The organism is Pedobacter ginsengiterrae, assembly GCF_039537385.1.
Taxonomy (GTDB): domain Bacteria; phylum Bacteroidota; class Bacteroidia; order Sphingobacteriales; family Sphingobacteriaceae; genus Pedobacter; species Pedobacter ginsengiterrae.
Genome location: NZ_BAABAK010000015.1, coordinates 369,225 through 388,177 on the forward strand (window position 1 = coordinate 369,225; position 18,953 = coordinate 388,177).

At 35.6% G+C, this 18,953-nt stretch carries 14 protein-coding genes; 7 read left to right on the forward strand and 7 right to left on the reverse strand.

Annotated elements, in window-relative coordinates; genetic code table 11:
* Window positions 1-139 precede the first annotated feature (139 nt).
* The 4 genes from ABD692_RS14700 to ABD692_RS14715 all read left to right on the forward strand — a co-directional run bounded on the left by ABD692_RS14700 (window position 140) and on the right by ABD692_RS14715 (window position 5,151).
* Window positions 140-1,183 (forward strand): sensor histidine kinase, encoded by a 1,044-nt coding sequence (locus tag ABD692_RS14700; protein WP_344768177.1) that lies wholly within the window; start codon window positions 140-142, stop codon window positions 1,181-1,183.
* The gene (locus ABD692_RS14705) at window positions 1,176-1,886 is read left to right on the forward strand and encodes a LytR/AlgR family response regulator transcription factor (protein ID WP_344768178.1); all 711 of its coding nucleotides are present in this window, start codon (window positions 1,176-1,178) and stop codon (window positions 1,884-1,886) included. The genes ABD692_RS14700 and ABD692_RS14705 overlap by 8 nt, the downstream gene beginning before the upstream one ends.
* A 383-nt stretch (window positions 1,887-2,269) precedes the next feature.
* Window positions 2,270-4,219 (forward strand): tetratricopeptide repeat-containing sensor histidine kinase, encoded by a 1,950-nt coding sequence (locus ABD692_RS14710; RefSeq protein ID WP_344768180.1) that lies wholly within the window; start codon window positions 2,270-2,272, stop codon window positions 4,217-4,219.
* A 107-nt stretch (window positions 4,220-4,326) separates the two neighbouring features.
* The gene (locus ABD692_RS14715; RefSeq protein ID WP_344768181.1) at window positions 4,327-5,151 is read left to right on the forward strand and encodes a carboxypeptidase-like regulatory domain-containing protein; all 825 of its coding nucleotides are present in this window, start codon (window positions 4,327-4,329) and stop codon (window positions 5,149-5,151) included.
* A gap of 271 nt (window positions 5,152-5,422) precedes the next feature.
* Here the strand turns inward: ABD692_RS14715 and ABD692_RS14720 are convergent, their stop codons facing one another.
* Window positions 5,423-5,881, reverse strand: coding sequence for a hypothetical protein (locus ABD692_RS14720; protein ID WP_344768183.1), 459 nt, complete (start codon window positions 5,879-5,881; stop codon window positions 5,423-5,425).
* Window positions 5,878-6,489 carry a hypothetical protein gene (locus ABD692_RS14725; protein WP_344768186.1) on the reverse strand — a complete coding sequence of 204 codons (612 nt, stop codon included), beginning with the start codon at window positions 6,487-6,489 and terminating at the stop codon, window positions 5,878-5,880. Before ABD692_RS14725 ends, ABD692_RS14720 begins: the two co-directional genes overlap by 4 nt.
* Window positions 6,490-7,337: 848 nt before the next feature.
* On the opposite strand from ABD692_RS14725, the gene ABD692_RS14730 reads away from it, so the two are divergent.
* Window positions 7,338-7,598, forward strand: a complete 261-nt coding sequence (locus tag ABD692_RS14730) for a hypothetical protein (RefSeq protein WP_316755030.1) — start codon at window positions 7,338-7,340, stop codon at window positions 7,596-7,598.
* A 152-nt stretch (window positions 7,599-7,750) separates the two neighbouring features.
* On the opposite strand, the gene ABD692_RS14735 is transcribed toward ABD692_RS14730, so the two are convergent.
* Window positions 7,751-8,362, reverse strand: coding sequence for a GIN domain-containing protein (locus tag ABD692_RS14735; protein WP_344768188.1), 612 nt, complete (start codon window positions 8,360-8,362; stop codon window positions 7,751-7,753).
* 563 nt (window positions 8,363-8,925) lie between these two features.
* A complete protein-coding gene (gene metG, locus ABD692_RS14740; RefSeq protein ID WP_344768189.1) occupies window positions 8,926-11,031 on the reverse strand; it encodes a methionine--tRNA ligase in 2,106 nt (701 codons plus the stop codon).
* 39 nt (window positions 11,032-11,070) lie between these two features.
* Here metG and ABD692_RS14745 point away from each other — a divergent pair, with 39 nt between their 5' ends.
* Window positions 11,071-11,970 (forward strand): S66 peptidase family protein, encoded by a 900-nt coding sequence (locus tag ABD692_RS14745; protein ID WP_344768191.1) that lies wholly within the window; start codon window positions 11,071-11,073, stop codon window positions 11,968-11,970.
* A gap of 1 nt (window position 11,971) precedes the next feature.
* On the forward strand, window positions 11,972-12,379 hold the full coding sequence (locus ABD692_RS14750) for a DoxX family protein (protein WP_316755021.1): 408 nt from the start codon (window positions 11,972-11,974) through the stop codon (window positions 12,377-12,379).
* 72 nt (window positions 12,380-12,451) lie between these two features.
* Here ABD692_RS14750 and ABD692_RS14755 read toward each other — a convergent pair whose 3' ends face one another.
* The 3 genes from ABD692_RS14755 to ABD692_RS14765 all read right to left on the reverse strand — a co-directional run bounded on the left by ABD692_RS14755 (window position 12,452) and on the right by ABD692_RS14765 (window position 18,943).
* Window positions 12,452-13,915 (reverse strand): RagB/SusD family nutrient uptake outer membrane protein, encoded by a 1,464-nt coding sequence (locus ABD692_RS14755; protein ID WP_316755019.1) that lies wholly within the window; start codon window positions 13,913-13,915, stop codon window positions 12,452-12,454.
* 18 nt (window positions 13,916-13,933) lie between these two features.
* Window positions 13,934-17,116 (reverse strand): SusC/RagA family TonB-linked outer membrane protein, encoded by a 3,183-nt coding sequence (locus tag ABD692_RS14760; RefSeq protein WP_316755018.1) that lies wholly within the window; start codon window positions 17,114-17,116, stop codon window positions 13,934-13,936.
* Window positions 17,117-17,575: 459 nt separating this feature from the next.
* Window positions 17,576-18,943 carry a RagB/SusD family nutrient uptake outer membrane protein gene (locus ABD692_RS14765; protein WP_344768194.1) on the reverse strand — a complete coding sequence of 456 codons (1,368 nt, stop codon included), beginning with the start codon at window positions 18,941-18,943 and terminating at the stop codon, window positions 17,576-17,578.
* Window positions 18,944-18,953 lie beyond the last annotated feature (10 nt).

Sequence of the window (18,953 nt, forward strand, 5' to 3'; positions counted from 1 at the left end):
AAAGAATAGAATCTTTAACAAGCGCAATAGTGAAGGCCAACTGGCTGTTTTATTCTGCAAAATTTTGGAGGTTTAATAGAAAGCTAACTTTCTGTTAATGTTGTATTTCAGAATCTATATAAAGCTGTAGATTTGAGTTATGAGACCAAAAATCCCGCTGCTGATACTTTGTTTTACCGCCTTCTATTTGGCAGATCATCTTTCGGGTTCTGTTAATGAATTTAGTAATGGAAAAGGCGTTGCAGGCTTTTTTCAAAACCTTATCCATGTATTTTTAAATACTTCTTTCTATGTTTTTTTGCTCGATGCTATTTTAACATACTTACTCTTTTTTTACCTCTATCCACGTAAAGGAACCATAATTACGACTTTGGTATATTTAATAATTGCCATTCCGCTTATGATTTCGCTTCGTTACCTGATAGAAGAAATAATTATTTTTGCCATCACTGGGCATCATAATTATGGAACAAATGCCCGAACGGCTAAAATTTATATCCCCGATAACATCTACTTTACCATTTATTTTAGTTTGCTTTCTATTGTGTTTTTCGGGGTACAGTACGAGCGTTTTAGCAAGCTGAAGAAACAGGCGCTGGAGCTACAAGCCAGAAATGCAGAGCTTTCTTTTTTAAAGTCTCAGATTAATCCTCATTTTCTTTTCAATAATTTAAACAGCATTTACACTTTAATTTATCAAAAATCAGAAAATGCACTCCCCGCCGTAAGTAAGCTATCCGAACTGCTTCGTTATATGCTTTATCAAAAAGAAGATTTGGTGTTGTTAAGTAAAGAAATAAGTTACCTGCATAACTTTATAGATTTGCAATTGATGAGGTACGATTTTACGCCTTGCATAAACATTAATATTGAGGAAGGTATTGATGAGGGTTTAACCATTACTCCACTAACTTTAATTCCTTTTGTAGAAAATGCATTTAAACATGGCGATCTTAAAACTACAGAATATCCGCTTTCTATAACTATTAGTGTTAAAGATAAATGGCTTTATTTTAATATTAAAAATAAAAAGAATAACATGCATAAAGATGAAACTGGTGGAATAGGGCTTGAAAATGTGCGTAAAAGATTAGAACTACTAAAGCCAAATGATTTCGAGCTTAAAATCATTGAAAATAATAACATATTTGATGTGAAACTTAAAATGACCATCAATGGCTAATGTATTAAACTGCATGGTGGTAGATGATGAGCCTTTGGCATTGTCCCTTCTATCCGATTATATCGAAAAAACACCAGGATTGAATTTAATTTCTGCTGTATCCAATCCTTTGGCAGCGATTAGTTATTTAAAATCGGAAGCAATAGATCTTATTTTTCTGGATATGCAAATGCCCGAACTAAGTGGTTTAGAATTTCTTGAACTGTTGCAGAAAAAATGTATGGTTATAGTAACTACAGCCTATAGCGAATTTGCTATTGATGGATATCGATTCGAAATACTTGATTACCTGCTTAAGCCTATTACTATGGCAAACTTTCAAATTGCTGTAGAAAAAGCCTGGTTGCTTGCTGCAAAAAATAAATTTTTTAACGAAACAAACTCCTCACAACCTCAGCAGTCATATATTTTCATTAAAACGGAGAATCGGTTTGTCAAAATAAATCATGCCGATATTTGCTACTTTGAAGGCGCAAGAGATTATGTTGTCATCAGAACCATAAACGAAACCATTTTAACTCTGCAAAGCATGAAAAGTATTCAGAAAAGCCTGCCTGAACCTAACTTTATGCGTGTTCATAAATCCTTTATTGTATCTCTTGATAAAATCGATTTTATTGAAAGAGGACGAATCAGCATTCGCGATAAGCTGATTCCAATTTCGGATAGCTATAAAGAAATTTTCTTTAAATATATAAAATAAGCACAACTCTAGATTACGCCCTTAAAGGCGTTTCAAAGGCTTTTAAGGTATTCTAATTTAGGAAAAGTCTTATTTATGGGGGTTAAAAATTAATAATTGAACAATTGAATTGCAATTGTTCAAACTTATTTCTATTTTCCGTGTAAATCTCTCAAAAAGCCCTGTTACTACCAGATATATTATTCCCCCTAAATCATCACGTTTATTTTAATGAGCCAAAACCGAATCGTCAGCCTATTTTCCTGTGAAAGAAAAAGTATAAATTGCAGGGCATCTTCATTTTGATTAGATCATCGCTAGATAACTTTCGAAGCCTGCAACGTATAAAACTCAGCACCAAAATAAATTAAATCCTAGCTTGCACCTAACATCGTATATTTAATATGAAAATTATCAAATTGATAACCTTTCTCTGTATGTTAAGCCTGTTTGTATTTGCTAAAGACAAGAAAAGCAATTATAAAACGCTTTCGCGTGATACATTAATCGTTAGTCAGCTATTAAAAAAATCGCGTTTGCACGAAGCCAATCAACCTGCTTTATCGGTAAATTTCGCCAGATATGCGTTAAAGGAAGCTCGTAAAACTAACTTTACCCTTGGCGAAGCTCGTACGCTCTCGCAAATGGCAGTGCTCAACTTGCAATATCATTCTCTTATAACGGCCATAAGCTATCAAACTCAAGCCCTTAATCTGCATAAAAAAATCAATCCTTCAAATGCAGAAAGTGCCCATGCTTATATGTTTCTCGGCTACCTGTACGGTAAGGCAAAAAACCTCAAACAAGCAAATCTTAATCTGGAGAAAGCGATAAGTCTTTATGCAGCACTTCATTTAAATCATGGTACGTTTCTTAGCTATAAAAATCTTGGAGAAGTTAACCAACACATGGGTAACAGTGATGCAGCACTTGGATATTTTCTTAAAGCGAAAGCAATTGGCGAAATGCAACCCCTTTCTAACGATTATCTTGATCTGCTTAAAAAACTAGGTAATCTTTATTCGGATATAGACAGCAATAACAGGGCCTTGGTTATTTTTAATGAAGGATTAAATAAAAGTGATCAGCAACCCGCACATTTACGTGCCCACTTAGATTTTTTAAGCAGTAGCGGTATGGTGCATAACCGCATCGGAAACAAAGATAGTGCACTCAGCTATCATAAACTTTCCTTGTCGAAGGCTGTGCAATATGCCATTCCTGAAGAACAAGCTAGATCCTTAATTAATATAGCTGGCGTACTAAAAAATGATAATGCAGGGCAAAGCCTAAATCATTTAAACCGTGCACTTGTTATTGCAAAGGAAATTGACAACAAACCATTGGCTGCAGAAATTTACCGCAGCTTGAGTGAAACGTATCAACAACAAAACAAATTTAAAGAAGCAATTCTGGCACTGGAAGCACACCACAATTTGCTGCAAACGCTTATTGTGATCAACAAATCACGCGAATCTGTTATTGTTAAAGGTAATGATGAACTGGAGCGATCAAGGGCAAGTATTTTTCAGCTCGAACTTACCAACCAACATCGAACATTCGAACGTAATGTGGGTATTTTTGCGTCAGTATTTGCCTTTTTTATAATTACAATGGGTGCTTATCATTTTTACAACACCCGAAAATTAAACAAGAGACTTTCAGAAACTAATCTTGTTAAAGACAAGCTTTTTTCTGTTATTGGACACGACCTCCGAAACCCTATTGGTGGCATCACTACCATGCTTTCGCTTATGGAGAAACGAGATCTCGATTCGCAGGTATTAACCAAGGTATCGATGATGAAAAAGCAAGGAGAATTAGCCCTCGAAATTCTAAATTCTTTGCTAAAATGGGGACAAACACAGTTGCAAGGCATCCAGGTAAATCCTGTCAGCTTTAATTCGAAAATTTTAATTGAGAAAAACATTAGTTTACTTTACCATCAGGCCGAGGAAAAACAAATCACAATTACCGACAATTCTCTATCCGAAATCAGTTTATATGGCGATGCAGATCATTTTGATTTTATTATTCGAAACCTTTTATCTAACGCCATAAAATTCAGCTTTGCCTCTGGCAACGTGCAAATATTAGCCAAGGCTGATGAACAAAAGCATGAAATAATTTTCTCTGTAAAAGATAATGGAACTGGTATTAGTATGGAACAGCTGGAAAAATTTAAGGTTGCCAATATTGAAGTAGCTTACGGAACAGAAGGCGAAAAAGGAACAGGTTTAGGTTTGATGTTGTGCAAAGAATTTGTGAAAGCCAACCACGGTAAAATATGGGTAGAAAGCAATCAAGGAAAGGGTGCTTGTTTTTATTTTTCTTTCCCTTCACAAGTCAAGTAATTTTACTTACTTGTTATAAAAATCTTCTGATGCTTAACCTTTACGTTTCTAAGTTAAAGTATGTTAAAACTTGCAAAGAAATTGCAACAATATTATACATTTAAAACATGCGTACTTATCTATTATTATTTCTTTTTACCAGCGATTTTCTTTTAAAAGCTAAGGCGCAACAGTTAATTAGCGGCAAAATTACCGATGCTAAGGGAGGTCCATTGTCTTACGTCAATATTGGGGTAAAGGGCGGCAAAATAGGTACAATCAGCGATGCCAAAGGAAACTTTAAGCTAAGTATCCCTCAAGATCTTTTAGCCGAATCTTTTACATTTTCTTGTATAGGATTTCAAGAGCAAACATTTTCAGGTACAGAATTAGCAAAACAACCTAATCTTCAGATCACTTTAAGCGAAAAGATAGAGCTACTTAACGAGGTAAAAATCAGTAATACGAAAAGAAAAGTCCGCAAACTAGGCATCACGGGTAGAACGCCAATGGTGTCTATACCTACTTCCAGTAAAACCTCTACAGATATTTTCGAACAAGCCAGGTTAATTCACCTTCAATCGGCTGCAAAAATACTGGATGCAAACATTTTTTTAATATCTAACGATGAACGCGAGGTAACCATCAGGGTTAATTTTTATGCCTTTAAAAACGGTATGCCTGCAGAAAGATTAATTGAAAAAAGTATTATAAAAAGAAAAGTTCTAAAAAAAGGTTGGCTTTCAATCGATCTTTCAGATGAGGATATTTATATCGCTCAAGATTTTGTTGTATCATTCGAATACCTTCCCGATGGTAAGGAAGATAATAAACGTATTGTTTTCGCCGCCAAATTGGGTGCTTCAGATAGTTGGTTAAGAAGTAATAGTCTTGGTTTATGGCGCAAAAATGAAGTTGGTGGCGCTACCATGTATGTTACCGCAGAAATGTAGTTAAGTGTTTAATTCCACTTCACTTTATGGCGCACTGCCCCATAAAGGAATTATAAATCCAGTAGCCTGAAAGGGACTCGAACCAAACCGTGCAAACACCTACTATACCATCAGTTAGAAACCAGAAACACAGTGAACTCTAAATGCAAACCAATAAATCTATTTAAGAATAACTTCTATTTTCAAATGTAAATCTAGGAGCAGAAGTTTGTTTTCAAATCGCAATTTAGTTGAAGAGTACAATTGTTCAAATTTCCTTATCTAACTCTAATTAGTTGAGGACAATTGGTCGACTATTATAGTTCGCAATACGAAGGTTTGAGTTTTCAATTATAAGCAAAAATGAGTCTTCAATTGTTTGATGTAAATCACCTCTTGTAACGAGATACGTTAATAGATAAGCTCCAGTTTTAGAATTTCCTTCTTGAGAAACCTTAGTTGTAACAGATTTTATTGCAACATTAGAAATCTTACCAAATTTCATGAGCTGGCTCACAAACAATCTTTTTAGTAGTGTGTCTCTCTTAGATACGGAAAGATTTGTATTCTTGGATATAAAGAAACCATATGCTTCATTGTAATTCTCGCTTTCCAGTGTCGTATAAAATTCTGAAACTAGTTTCAAAGCATTTTCTTTATCTTTTTTATCATTAATCTCAGTTTTCTCGAAGTTACATCCAAAGACCATTATGAGACCAGATGCTAATAGTAGATTAGCTATATTTTTCATTGTTGAATAATGTTAGGTAAAATTCTTTGATTCAAATCTTTGTAGTCGAGATCCGTAGGGCTAAGCAAAAGCATAAAAACCGCATCTTTCTTTTTTAAAAATAACAATTCTATAGGAACTTGTTTCCATAGCAATTTTGATGCTGTCTTTGAAGATGCATTGATAATTCCATCTTTTGAAAAACGTAAACTAAAGCTTTTATATCTTAATTTTAAAAAATACGTAGAATCTGTTTCGGCTTCATAAATATTTTCACCATCTATATTTAGAAAAAGATCAGATATTTTTTCAGGCTTTACTTCTGCATCATTAAACCTTATGTAGTTGTTTTTATATGAAGAATTATAAACAACATCAGGAGATGCAGTAGGCAAATCCTCGTAATTTAATTGTAATGAATTTTTCAAAGAAAATACATTAGTATCAATATTAATTTTATAAACTAATATTGAAAACCTATCCCCCTGATAATTAAAAGTCGCTATTGGATCCTTAAAACCGCTATAAAAGGTATAAGAAGGCGTAAGTTTTGCCCTCTCTCTAAGAGGAAAAATTTCCTGATATGTGTTAGTGATTTTCGGAAACGGCACTTCCCTCCCCTTAATCATTGTCGAACTTATTTTTCTTAGACCACTTACCGTTGAGGTAATTAACCTGATAACAATAAAAACTGCTATCAGGATGCACAATATCCGAATTATATTTTTCACTTAAAATGTTTACTAAAAACTAAAATTGAACGCATGGCATGATGGTAAAACCCCCTCATCGACAGTTATATTAAATGTAAATATTTTGCCTCATTGACCAGTTATTTGCCCTGCGGATAAATTTACACCAACCTGATCTCCATAATTACTCTCAAATAAAGTATTGTACTGTCTTGCAAATGAAGTCGTTGTGCTTCCAACCAAGTCAGCTAAACTTTGAGCAAGAGTAGTTCAGCTAGAAGATCCACCATATAATTGATTTACCACTAACGTCAATAATAAATTTGAAAGCTCATTCTTTGCTTTTCATTTGAGAACATTTTTTTTTATAAGTTTCGAATTTAGCAAATTATTAGAAAGAATGCTAACACCTAAGAGTTGAGTTTTGAATAGAATTAAACCATTATTAATATTATATCCCTTGTTTTATATCGGAATTGTAGGAAAAACTTTAGTGATTTTAGACAAAGTTGAATATTCGATAAGTGTTGCCATCGAATAATCCTTGCCAACAAGTTTCCGTATATTTTAATTATGCTCCTCAAAATTTCAAAAGAAATAAATTCTAGATAATTTTGATGCATTTTGTAATATCATTTGGCGGAATGGAAGAAAACTGCCCAGCTTTTCCTTATTGGTGTAGCCTGCTATTCTTTACTATTTTGCTACAAATAAAATTGTTGGCAGAAAACAAAGATAATATCTTTGCAAAAAAATTAAAAACAACAAAAGCGTAGCCTACAAGTATGAATACCCAGAAGGAAGATCTTGTTTCGAACTGGATACTGGAAAATGGAAACCCAGCCATCGAAAAATTGACAAAGGTAAATTTAGCAACCGCAGCAAAAGTTAGTCTGCTTCTTACACAAAAAGGACTCAATGCCAATACGCTCGCTCATCTGGTTGATACCCAAATAACCGAAGTTAACAAGTGGTTAAACGGAAAGCATAATTTCAGCGAAAAAATTTTAACGCAAATCACAAACGCACTCGAAACAGAAAGTTAAGGTAAAAAGGAGAAAGCTGAGGTTGAAAGATTAAAACGAAAAGTTTTAAAAATTAATACTGATTTGACTTAGCGCCAGCATAAGAAATATTTAATTTTAAACAACAAAGCCGCCTTAATAGGCGGCCAAATTATAACGTGAGTTTGATTTTTTTATTTTGCTAAATTCATTGCATTATGTTCAGCTGCCATAATCGCTTCCGAGGCGTAAGAAGCTGATCGTTGACTTGCAAAATTATTAAGCTTCAAGTTTTTCTGATTACTTGCGATGATCGTGCTCTGATCAGCAGTACCGTTTAGTTTCAATACCGCATCATCATTCACTACTGAATATAAACTTGCGGTTGTAGTTTTGATTCTAGCTGTAGCGCTATGGTGTAAAAATAACTGCAGGTATTTTAAATCCAGGTTATTAGTGGTTATCACTTGCGACTGACCGTAAGCTTCTATTCTTTCTAAATTTTTAACGGTAACGTTAAGGGTAACCTCACCAGTTTCGGTTGAATTAACAACTAGAATTTTACCATTGCTGTAAACCGAAGTTTTTGCAGGGTTAAAATTGTCTCCGCCTTCTACGGATTGTTTATCGCCCTGCGTTAAAACGATTTTTACATTCCCACTTACCCAAATCCTATCAAAAGTTTTAATTGAAGATGTTTTTATATCTGTTGTAACAGGCTCGGTGGCGAGAGTTGCCATAGCTGAAGAAGTTAATACTACTGCTGTTAATGCTGTTGCGAATAATGTTTTTGCTAAGGTTTTCATATCTTTTATATTTTAGGTTTTTGCTATTGTTTTGTTATTAAGACGCCATTACGCCTAAAACGTTGCAGGCAAAAACCTTGTATTATACCAGTTTAGGTAAGTGCTAGACCAACGCCTGTAATTTCTCGACGAACCGTTGAAGTGATTTTGCAATGAGCAGAAAAACCAGGTTAACAATGACGAGTTTGTCGGCGGTTGATCGAGCATAAAAATTTTAGAAGCGCGATCAGTAACAAAAAAATTTGCAACTGCGTGTGGGAAGTTGCGATGTGGAAAAGCCTGAAATCGCCGCCAATGAGATTTTGGAAGATTTAATGCAGCAAAAGCCTCACCTAGATATATTAAAAAATGGATTTGTTGTTATGCTATTTTAATAAGGCTAAAATGACACGTAAAAGCAGGGCAAAAAAAACATGGTAGTACAAAAAGTATCTACCATGCTTGTGGTCCCTCGATGAGTCGAACTTAGACCTAAAGTTTAGAAAACTTCCATCTCATCCGCTGAATAACTATGATTCTCTTTAGTCATTACTAGGTGACTGAACTATCGCGTTCAAACTTAGTTATCGTATTACACTACCAGCTTCAAATTGTTCAGTGGGTGCTACAAAGGTTAATTTGCCTTCCGAATTTTCAGCCATTAAAATCATCCCTTGCGATAAAATACCTTTAATTTCTCTTGGCGCCAGGTTTACGATTATGCTTACCTGTTTTCCAATGATATCTTCTGGCTTATAATGCTCTGCAATGCCCGAAACTACCGTACGTTGGTCAATACCAGTATCAACGGTAAGTTTTAGTAGTTTTTTGGTTTTCTCTACTTTTTCTGCGGAAACAATAGTAGCAACACGAATATCCATTGCCGAGAAATCATCAAAATTAATGTTTTCTTTAGCAGGTATTGCTGCTGCAGGGGTCGCATTCGAAGCTTTGCTTTGATTTAATTTCTCGATTTGAAAATCGATTTCGGCATCCTCAATCTTTTCGAATAAAAGTTCACCTTCGTTTATGCTATGGCCGCGTTTAATTAAATGCGATGAGCCCGCTTCTGCCCAGGCCTGCTTACCGTTATTAAGTATTTTCATTAACTTATCTGCAGTAAAAGGCATAAATGGTTCGACCAGGATTTGCAGGTTGGCACAAATTTGAAGGGAAATATTCAATATTGTACGAACACGATCTTCATCTGTTTTAATCAGTTTCCAAGGTTCAGTTTCGGCCAAGTATTTATTACCTAAACGAGCAACATTCATTACTTCCGATAAAGCCTCTCTGAAACGATAATTTTCGATCGATGCAGAAATTTTTGCAGGGAAAGAAGCCAACTCGTCTACAACAGCCTGATCTTCAGTCTTAAGCTCCATTAAGGTTGGCACAACCCCATTAAAGTACTTATGTGTAAGAACAACCACCCGATTAACGAAGTTGCCTAAAACCGCCACTAATTCGTTATTATTTCTAGCCTGAAAATCTTTCCAGGTAAAGTCGTTATCTTTTGTTTCGGGTGCTGTTGCAGTTAATACATAACGTAAAACATCTTGCTTGCCTTCAAACTCTCGCAGGTATTCGTTTAGCCAAACGGCCCAGTTTTTAGATGTTGATATTTTTTGCCCTTCGAGATTTAAAAATTCGTTTGCAGGAACATTATCGGCCAGAATATAACCACCGTGAGCCATCAGCATTGCTGGGAAAATAATGCAATGAAAAACGATATTATCCTTCCCGATGAAGTGTACTAGTTTTGTGCTTTCATCTTTCCAGTATTCTTCCCAACCGCATTTATCGCTTTCGTAATTATTTATGTAGTATTCTTCTGCTTTTGGATTCCATACATCAAGCTTGGCATAGTTGCAAAGTTCTTTTGTTGCTGAAATATAACCAATTGGCGCATCAAACCAAACATATAGCACTTTACCATCTGCACCACGAACGGGTACACGAATTCCCCAGTCCAAATCACGAGTCATGGCACGAGGATGCAAACCTGCATTTAACCAGCTTTGGCATTGGCCATAAACATTTGGTCGCCATTCTTTATGGCTCTCGATATATTCCCTTAATTGACCTTCATATTTATCTAAAGGTAAAAACCAATTTTTAGTTTCTTTTAAAATTGGCTTATTACCTGATAGCGTAGATTTCGGGTTAATTAAATCGGTAGCATTAAGCGTGCTGCCGCAGTTTTCGCATTGATCACCATAAGCATTTTCATTTCCACAGTTAGGGCAGGTACCAGTAATGTAACGATCGGCAAGAAATTGCTTAGCTTGTTCATCGTAATATTGTTCGGTAATTTCTTCTGTAAAAACACCTTTATCATATAGTGTTTCAAAAAAATCTGCCGCCGTTTGGTGGTGTGTAGATGATGAGGTACGGTGGTAAATATCGAAAGAAACGCCAAACTCTTTGAAAGAATCGCCTATGATTTTATGATATTTATCTACCACTTCTTGCGGCGTAATCCCTTCTCTTTTAGCTTTCAAGGTAATCGGCACACCGTTTTCATCAGAACCACAAACAAATTTTACATCACGTTTATTTGAGCGCAGGTATCTGGCATAAATATCGGCAGGAATATAAACACCCGCTAGATGACCGATATGCACTGGTCCGTTTGTGTAAGGAAGTGCTGCAGTAACGGTATATCTTTTTATTTTACTATTATCCAAAACAAATTATTTATTTTGGCAAAGATAAGTGTTTTGAACATGATAAAGCAGCCACCATATTTAAAAAAAGGAGATAAAATCGCCATAGTTTGTGCGGCGAAAAAATTACCCAAGCCTATAGATTATGCCATTTCGGTTTTAAAAAGTTGGGGATTAGATGTAATTATTGGTAGAAGTGTTTATGCAGAAGCACATCAGTTTGCTGGCGATGACGCTTTGCGTGCTGCTGATATTCAGTTTTTTTTGGATGATCCAGAGATAAAAGCAATTATTTCAGGCCGTGGTGGTTATGGTACTGTTCGTATTATTGATGAACTGGATTTTACCCATTTTAAAGAAAATCCAAAATGGGTTATTGGCTTTAGTGATATTACCGTGCTCTTATCGCACATTTTTGCGGAATTGCAAATTCAATCGATGCACGCCCAAATGCCTTATACTTTTGAGGAAGCTACTACAGAGTCTTTAGTTTCCTTGCAAAAGGCGTTGTTTGGCGAAAAACAAGTTTTCCAACACCAGAGTGGGTTTAACAACCGTGCTGGGCATTGCCGAGGACTTTTAATCGGTGGAAATTTAACACTGCTTTGTATGGTTCAGGGCTCCGTTTCAGAAATGGATTTCGATAATAAGATTCTTTTTTTAGAGGATGTTGGCGAGCATGAATTTTCGATAGACCGAATGATGAGAATGCTTAAAAGAGCAGGCAAACTGGCGAAATTGAAAGGCTTAATTATTGGAGCATTTAACGAAATCGAAATAGAGAAAATTCCTTTCGGACAAAGTGCTGATGAGGTAATTTGGGATATCGTTAAAGAGTATGACTACCCAGTTTGTTTCAATTTCCCAAGCGGACATATTGATAACAACCTAACTATGGTTGTTGGCGCAGAAGTTGAATTGAAAGTCGAAATAAATAACGTAGAGTTTAAATATATATAGTATGGCCATTTTAGATAGTTTAGGAAAATATCGCAACACAGGATTGCTTTTACTGCGCATAGGCGTTGGTGTAATGTTTATTATTCATGGTTTTCCTAAACTGGCAGGCGGCCCAAAAGGTTGGGAAGGTTTAGGTGGAAGCATGAAAGTTATTGGAATAGATTTTTTACCTGTTTTTTGGGGTTTTATGGCCGCAGCGACAGAAACATTTGGTGGTTTTTTACTAATTGTAGGCTTATTTTATCGTCCTGCTTGCATTCTGTTAGTTTTCACCATGATTATCGCAGCATTGGTTCATTTTGGTAAAGGCGATGGTTTAGGTGGCGCTAGTCACGCCATTGAGTTAGGGATTGTATTTTTCTCTCTAATTTTTATTGGCCCAGGGAAATACAGTGTAGATAAGAAGTAAGTAAAATCATTATAAACAGAAAAAGCCAGCAAAATTTGCTGGCTTTTTCTGTTTATAAGTTAAGCTAATACTTTAATTGTCAGTCATCAATTTGTTTAATGACAACTCATCTGAAGAAATTGGCCATATATATCCATTTTCTGTTGCTGTTTTAGCTGGTGCACTTCCTTTAAGCGGAAGTGTTAATAATAAACGAGTTAAATCGGGACCTCTTAAGCCTTCTCCTAAGAATTCTATTCTTCTCTCAAGCAATAAAGCATCTGTAAAATCTGCAACAGTTGCTGGCGCAAACGTAGTTGTAGCATCTGAACGTTGGCGAACTGCGTTAAGAAGTAAAAGGGCCTGTGCATCAACTGTGTTTGTACTACGTACTCTAGCTTCTGCTAAATTTAATAACACTTCAGACCATCTTATAACTGGAACATAATCTGTATATGGACTTGGCGCAACAAATTTTGCAACAAACTGCTTTGAAGCAGCAGAAGTAAATAGTAATGCTCTTCTTTTGTCTGTAGATTTCCAACCTGTGTTTGCAATAATGCCTACTGGATTAAGTGAGTACTCTGTCGTACCTGGGGTTGCATTAGTAAAATAAAAATATGATGCTAATGAGTTTTGAGTTCCAGGATAATCAAGTGGACTCGCAGAAGAAGTCATAGGTAAAGAGAAAATCGATTCTGCAGTTGTATATGGTGCTTTAAATACTGATGCAATATCGGTAACCAAATCATTAGCGACATTAACCTTAGCCTTAAATGGAGCAACAGCCGGAACAAGTTTGTTCGCTTCTGTAATTACCTCAGCCCATTTACCCATAGTTAAATACACTCTTGTTTTTAAGGCAATAGCGGTATTTTTATGTGCTCTTGTTGTATTAAGTAATGCTGACGCATTTGTAGCTGGAAGATTTGTTTCTGCATAATTTAAATCGGCAAGTATTTGAGTATAAACTTGATCTACGGTACTACGAGCCAAATCTGAGAAGCCTGGTCCAGTGATGCCGACTAAACGTAAAGGCAAACCTGGCTTGCTGCCATTTCCATCTGCATAAGGTCTGGCAAAAAGTTGTAGTAGACTATAATAAGATAATGCTCTAATTAATCTAGCTTCGGCAATATACTTTGCACCAGCAGCATCACCAACTACAGAATTACCCTTCGAGGCCATTCCATCAATAAACACATTACATCTGTTTATAGTTAGGTAACCTTGAGACCATAATCCTTTTACAGAAGTTGCACTATTTGCAAGGTTCAAGCTCCAAACATCAGAAGCAGTAACTAAGTTTCCAGTTTCATTTATGAAATCTTCGCCTCTTATATTTCCATATGCTAAGTACCTACCTCCGTAAAAAGACCCATTTTTTAATGAGCCGTATAATGAATTTGCCTGGCTCTCAATACGAAATTGTGTATCGAAAGCATTTTCTGCTGCAACAGAAGTTTTAAGTGACGGATCCAAAAATTCCTTTTTGCAAGAACTTGTAAAAATGACTACCGAACACAAAATAGCTGTATATAAATTTCTTTTATTCATGATTCTTTTTATTTGATGTTAAAAACCTAAACTAAGTCCCATTGTATAGGTTCTTGCATTAGGGCCAGAGTTTCTATCAGAACCTTGTCCTGATGAGCTAGAGCCGTTAGAAGAAACTTCAGGATCAGGCCCTGGATAGTTTGTAATAATTGCAAGATTTTGACCAGCTACATATACGCGAAGTCTATTAATACCAGTTTTGCCAAACGCCGTTTGTGGAATTGTATATCCAAAACTTAAGTTTCTTAATTTAACAAAGTCTCCTTTGAATATGTTAATATCTAAAGGAATGGTATTTCCATAGGATACGTTATCGGTATAAACAGCTCTTGGGAAATTTGTAACATCACCAGGTTTTTGCCAACGACCTAAAACATCAACAGCATTATTCCAATAACGCTGATCATGTAAACCTGCGTTTGTACCATAAGAAACATAGAAGCCTAACTGATAAGTAAGCATAACATTTAAGTCAAATCCTTTATAACGGAATGTATTATCGAAACCACCATAGAATTTAGGGGCTGTATTCTGATACATTACCGCATCAGCTCCTTGAGTGATTGCTGGAGCAGTGGCTCCGTTATCTAAGTAAGTCCATTGTGAAGCGCCAGTTGGAACGATGTGCTGATAAGTTACAGCTCTACCAGCCTGGTTAAAGAAAATTCTTCTTCCTGTTGCTGGATCAACACCACCTGTTCTAACTACATATAAGTAGCCAATTGAATAACCTGGTATCGAACGGTTCACATTCTCACCTGTAGCTGTAGAGCCAGTAGGTGTTACAATTTCTGTCAAACCTGGTGCAAGTGCAGTAACCTCATTTTTGTTGTATGCGATATTAAAATTACTATTCCAAGAAAAGCTTGCAGATTTTAATGGAGTTGCATTAACATTAAACTCGAAACCTTTATTGTACATTGAGCCAATATTGGTTGCAACACTAGAAGGAACTCCAGTTGAAGGTGACTGCGATACATTTAGAATTAATCCATCGATGTTGTTTTTATAATAATCAACTTCAAATTCAAGTCTTCCTTTTAAGACGCCAAAATTGATACCAACATCTGTTTTCTTACTAGTTTCCCAAGTTAATTCTTTGTTACCTGCTGCACTATAAATTGAAGATGCAATACCTCCGTAAAGAGCTGATCCGTAAGTAGAGAATGTTGCATAATCTCCAATACCTGAAATATTACCAACTTTACCGTAACTTCCTTTAATTTTAAAACTACTGAAAACCTTATCTAACCCTGCTGATGCCCAGAAGTTTTCTTTAGTGATCTCCCATCCAGCTGATGCACCCCAGAAAGTTCCCTTTTTTACGCCTAACGCAGAATATTCATCCTGTCTCAAATTACCACTTAAAAAATATTTACCTGCATAGTTATAGTTTAACCTACCAAAATAAGACAACAAGTAGTTTTCACCATAAGCTGCTCCAGTTGAGTTGTTAAGCGTATAACCTGCTTGAACAACATCGTATGCAGGATCAGTTAAGCCCTGTCTATCGATACCGTAGCCAGTTACTGTATTCCTTTGTTGCTCTTGTCCAAGTAACAAATTAAAATTGTGCTGAGAAACTTCATAGGTAGCCTGAGCTGTATTAGTCCAGGTCCAGTTTTTTCTTTTTCTAAAAGCACCTATTCCTTCTCCTAATACACCTTGACCAGGTCCATGAACTGGGTTATAAAAAATATCGTTATCGCTATTGATGTAGTCGATTCCGTACATAGATTTTAAATTAAGCCATTTAAATGGTGTTAATTGAAAATATGCATTTGATTGTAAGTGATCGATCTCATTATTTTCTCTGTTTAGAGAAAGCACCTGAGCAAAATTATAGAAACCAACTTGGTTACCAGTAACAATGTTGTTCATTGGCCCAACAAATGTTGCTCCAAGGTTATATGATCCATCATTATTAAACGGTGATACGTTAGGTGCATTAACCAATGTGGTTCTTGCTATACCAGCTGTACCATAGGCCTCACCATTTAATGATCCTGAAGATATTGCTGCTAAGTTTTTTTCATTAGAGTATGAAAGTTTACCACCAATTGTAATGAACTTATTTAGCTTACTATCTACGTTAAATAAGCCATTTAGTCTTTTGAAATCATTTTTTTGATAAATACCTTGTTGATTGGTATAACCAAAGCCCATATAATATTTAGTGCTTTCTGTACCTCCAGATACATTCATATTGTGATTTTGTGAAACTCCAGTACGATAGGCATAGTCATACCAGTTTGTATTAATTGGCTGGCCATCTGGGCCATTCGTTAGTACAAATTTTTGAAGTTGAGAAACGCCATTGAAGGTTACGTTAACACTACCAGGACGAATTGCATTTGCATTTGCAATAGCTTCATTTTTATAATCTGTATATTGAAAAGCATCAAGCAACTCTGGTAAACGATATGCTTTCGACCATCCAACCCAAAAATCATAATTAACAACAGGAGCGCCTGTTTTACCTCTTTTAGTGGTTACAAATACAACTCCATTTGCTGCTCTACTACCATAAATCGCAGTAGATGCCGCATCTTTCGCAATATCTATACTTTCTATATCATTGGGATTGATACTTGCTAATGGATTGGCGGCAGAGGCGGTTAAACCCTGGTCGCCGGTAGTTGCTACTATACCATCAATTACAAAAAGTGGCTGAGAACTTAACGAGATAGAGTTCGTTCCTCGTATTCTAAATACAGGTGGAGTATTTAATAATCCTGCAGGAACAGTAATCTGAACACCAGCCGCCCTGCCAGCTAAACCAGCTTCTAAACTCTGAATAGGTTTTTGAGCAATCGATGCACCGCTAACTGAAGCTGTACTTCCAGTAGTTTCTCCTCTTTTCTGAGTACCATAACCTACTACAACAACATCGGTTAATGTTTTTGAATCTGTTTCTAATGCAACATTAACAACATTTGAGGTTCCTAATGTTCTACTTTGTGCTAAAAATCCGATTGATGAAAATTCTAAAGTGCCCGCTTTAGCTGATGTTTTTAGAGAATAGCTGCCATTTGCAGTGGTAATTGTTCCACCAGTGGCGCCTTTTAGTTTAACAGTTACACCAGGTAATGGCAGACCATCTTCCTTTCCCGTAACTGTTCCTGTGATTGTTCTTTCTTGCCCGAATGCGGTGGCCGCAATAAACAGCAATATGAACAAACTCTGTAGAAGTTTTTTCATAAAAATTTAAGTTTAGTTTGATTAATTAAAAACTAATATATAAAATATTGTAATGTAATGCAATCTTTACGAAAACAATGTATAGTGTTTAAGTCGACTTAATTGCATATAAATCGTTTTAGCTAAAGTTTTTTTTCAAAAAAAAATAGAGCATGTTTAAGTCTCCCTCTTTTCCAGCGAATTAATTCAATTATAGTTTATGAATATTCTCCCCTTATTTTTTTTAAAACAGCTAGTACTCGAAGATTATTTCTAACATTTTGAAAATTTAAATCATAGGTAACTTATGGCCTGAAAATCATAATTTATTAATCATGCGGGAATAGCAAGCGAGGTTATAAGAAATATTACTCACAAATGAATTTACGTTAAATTTCTTATGCAAAAAGGGTAAGCTAATATAATAGCTTACCCCTTTAAGTTTAGATTTAAATAGAGTTGTTAACTCTGAATACTGAATTAATTATATCCAGGATTATTTGGCAATAATAAATCATTTGTTGTTATTGCATCTTGAGGTATTGGATATAGTTCGTCATTTATAGATCTACCTTTTGCCTCTAAAAATACAGTTGCCATTGACTTAGAAGGGTTGGTTGCAGAAGGTGTTCTTTTCATATCCATCCATCTAGTTCCTTCGAAAGCTAGTTCAACGCGTCTTTCTCTTAAAAAAGCTTGTTGATCAGCTGTAGTCAAAGCCCCTAAACCTCTATTAGTTCTGACTGCATTAATTCTAGATAATGCTGTTGCATCCGTATTGTTATTAGAAATTAATAACTGAGCTTCTCCAGAGATTAAATACATCTCAGAAATTCGAAGAATAGAAAAAGGCAATGCGCCATTACCAGAAGGATCTTGGTACTTTTTACTATACCATCCAGGGTTAGCTGTTGGTGCAACAATTTGTTGAATTGAAGCTGCTTTTCTAGTGTCCCCAGCTTCATAGGCGTTAACTAAAGATTGATCTACAGGAAGCTCTGCTCTACCACCACCAGGCATAGTTGGATGCTGTAAGAAGAAATCGAGCGATTGTTGTCCTTCAGTAGCGGTGAAATTCAACTTAAAGATATGCTCTGTTGAAACATAAGGAGTTGTAAAAATAGACGCATAATTAGAGGTAATCTGAAATTTACCAGAGTTAATCACCTCATCAGCATATTGTTTAGCTAAAGGATAATTTTTACGGATAAGGTAAACACGAGCTAACAATGCTTTAGATGCCTGAATTGATGCGAATTTAGCGTCTGAAAAATCTGTCCCAGCGCTAATACTAGCTTGTAAATCCGCGATAATCTGCGCATATACTTCATCTTGTGACTTTCTAGGAACTTTAACTACGTCTCTGTTAAACACAACTGGCACTGCTCCAAATATGGTAACCAATCTGTAATAAGCATATGCTCTTAAAAAATATGCTTGTGTTAAAAGGGGTTTTGCAGTAGCTTCTGGTATAGATCCACTTTTTAAAATATCCAACAAATCGTTTGCTTTTTGGATAATAGCATACGGGCCGGTAAAGTATCTCGAAACTAAAACATTATTTGTTAAGATTGCATTATTATCTACCTCACCATGCTGAAAAAACGTTGCTCTGTAAACTAAATTATCAGCAGATAAATCTTCTGTAGCATAGCTTAAGTAATAGTATGATGTATTACTTCCAACTTGTAAAGCATCATAAACACCATTAAGCAATTTTGGTGCTTCTGCTGGCCCTACAACTTCAGGAGAAAGAGAAGCAACTGGATTAACATCTAACTGTTTCTCACAAGAAGAAAAAACGGTTAATCCAATGGCCATTGCGGCAAAAATTATTTTATTTTTCATAATATTTTTT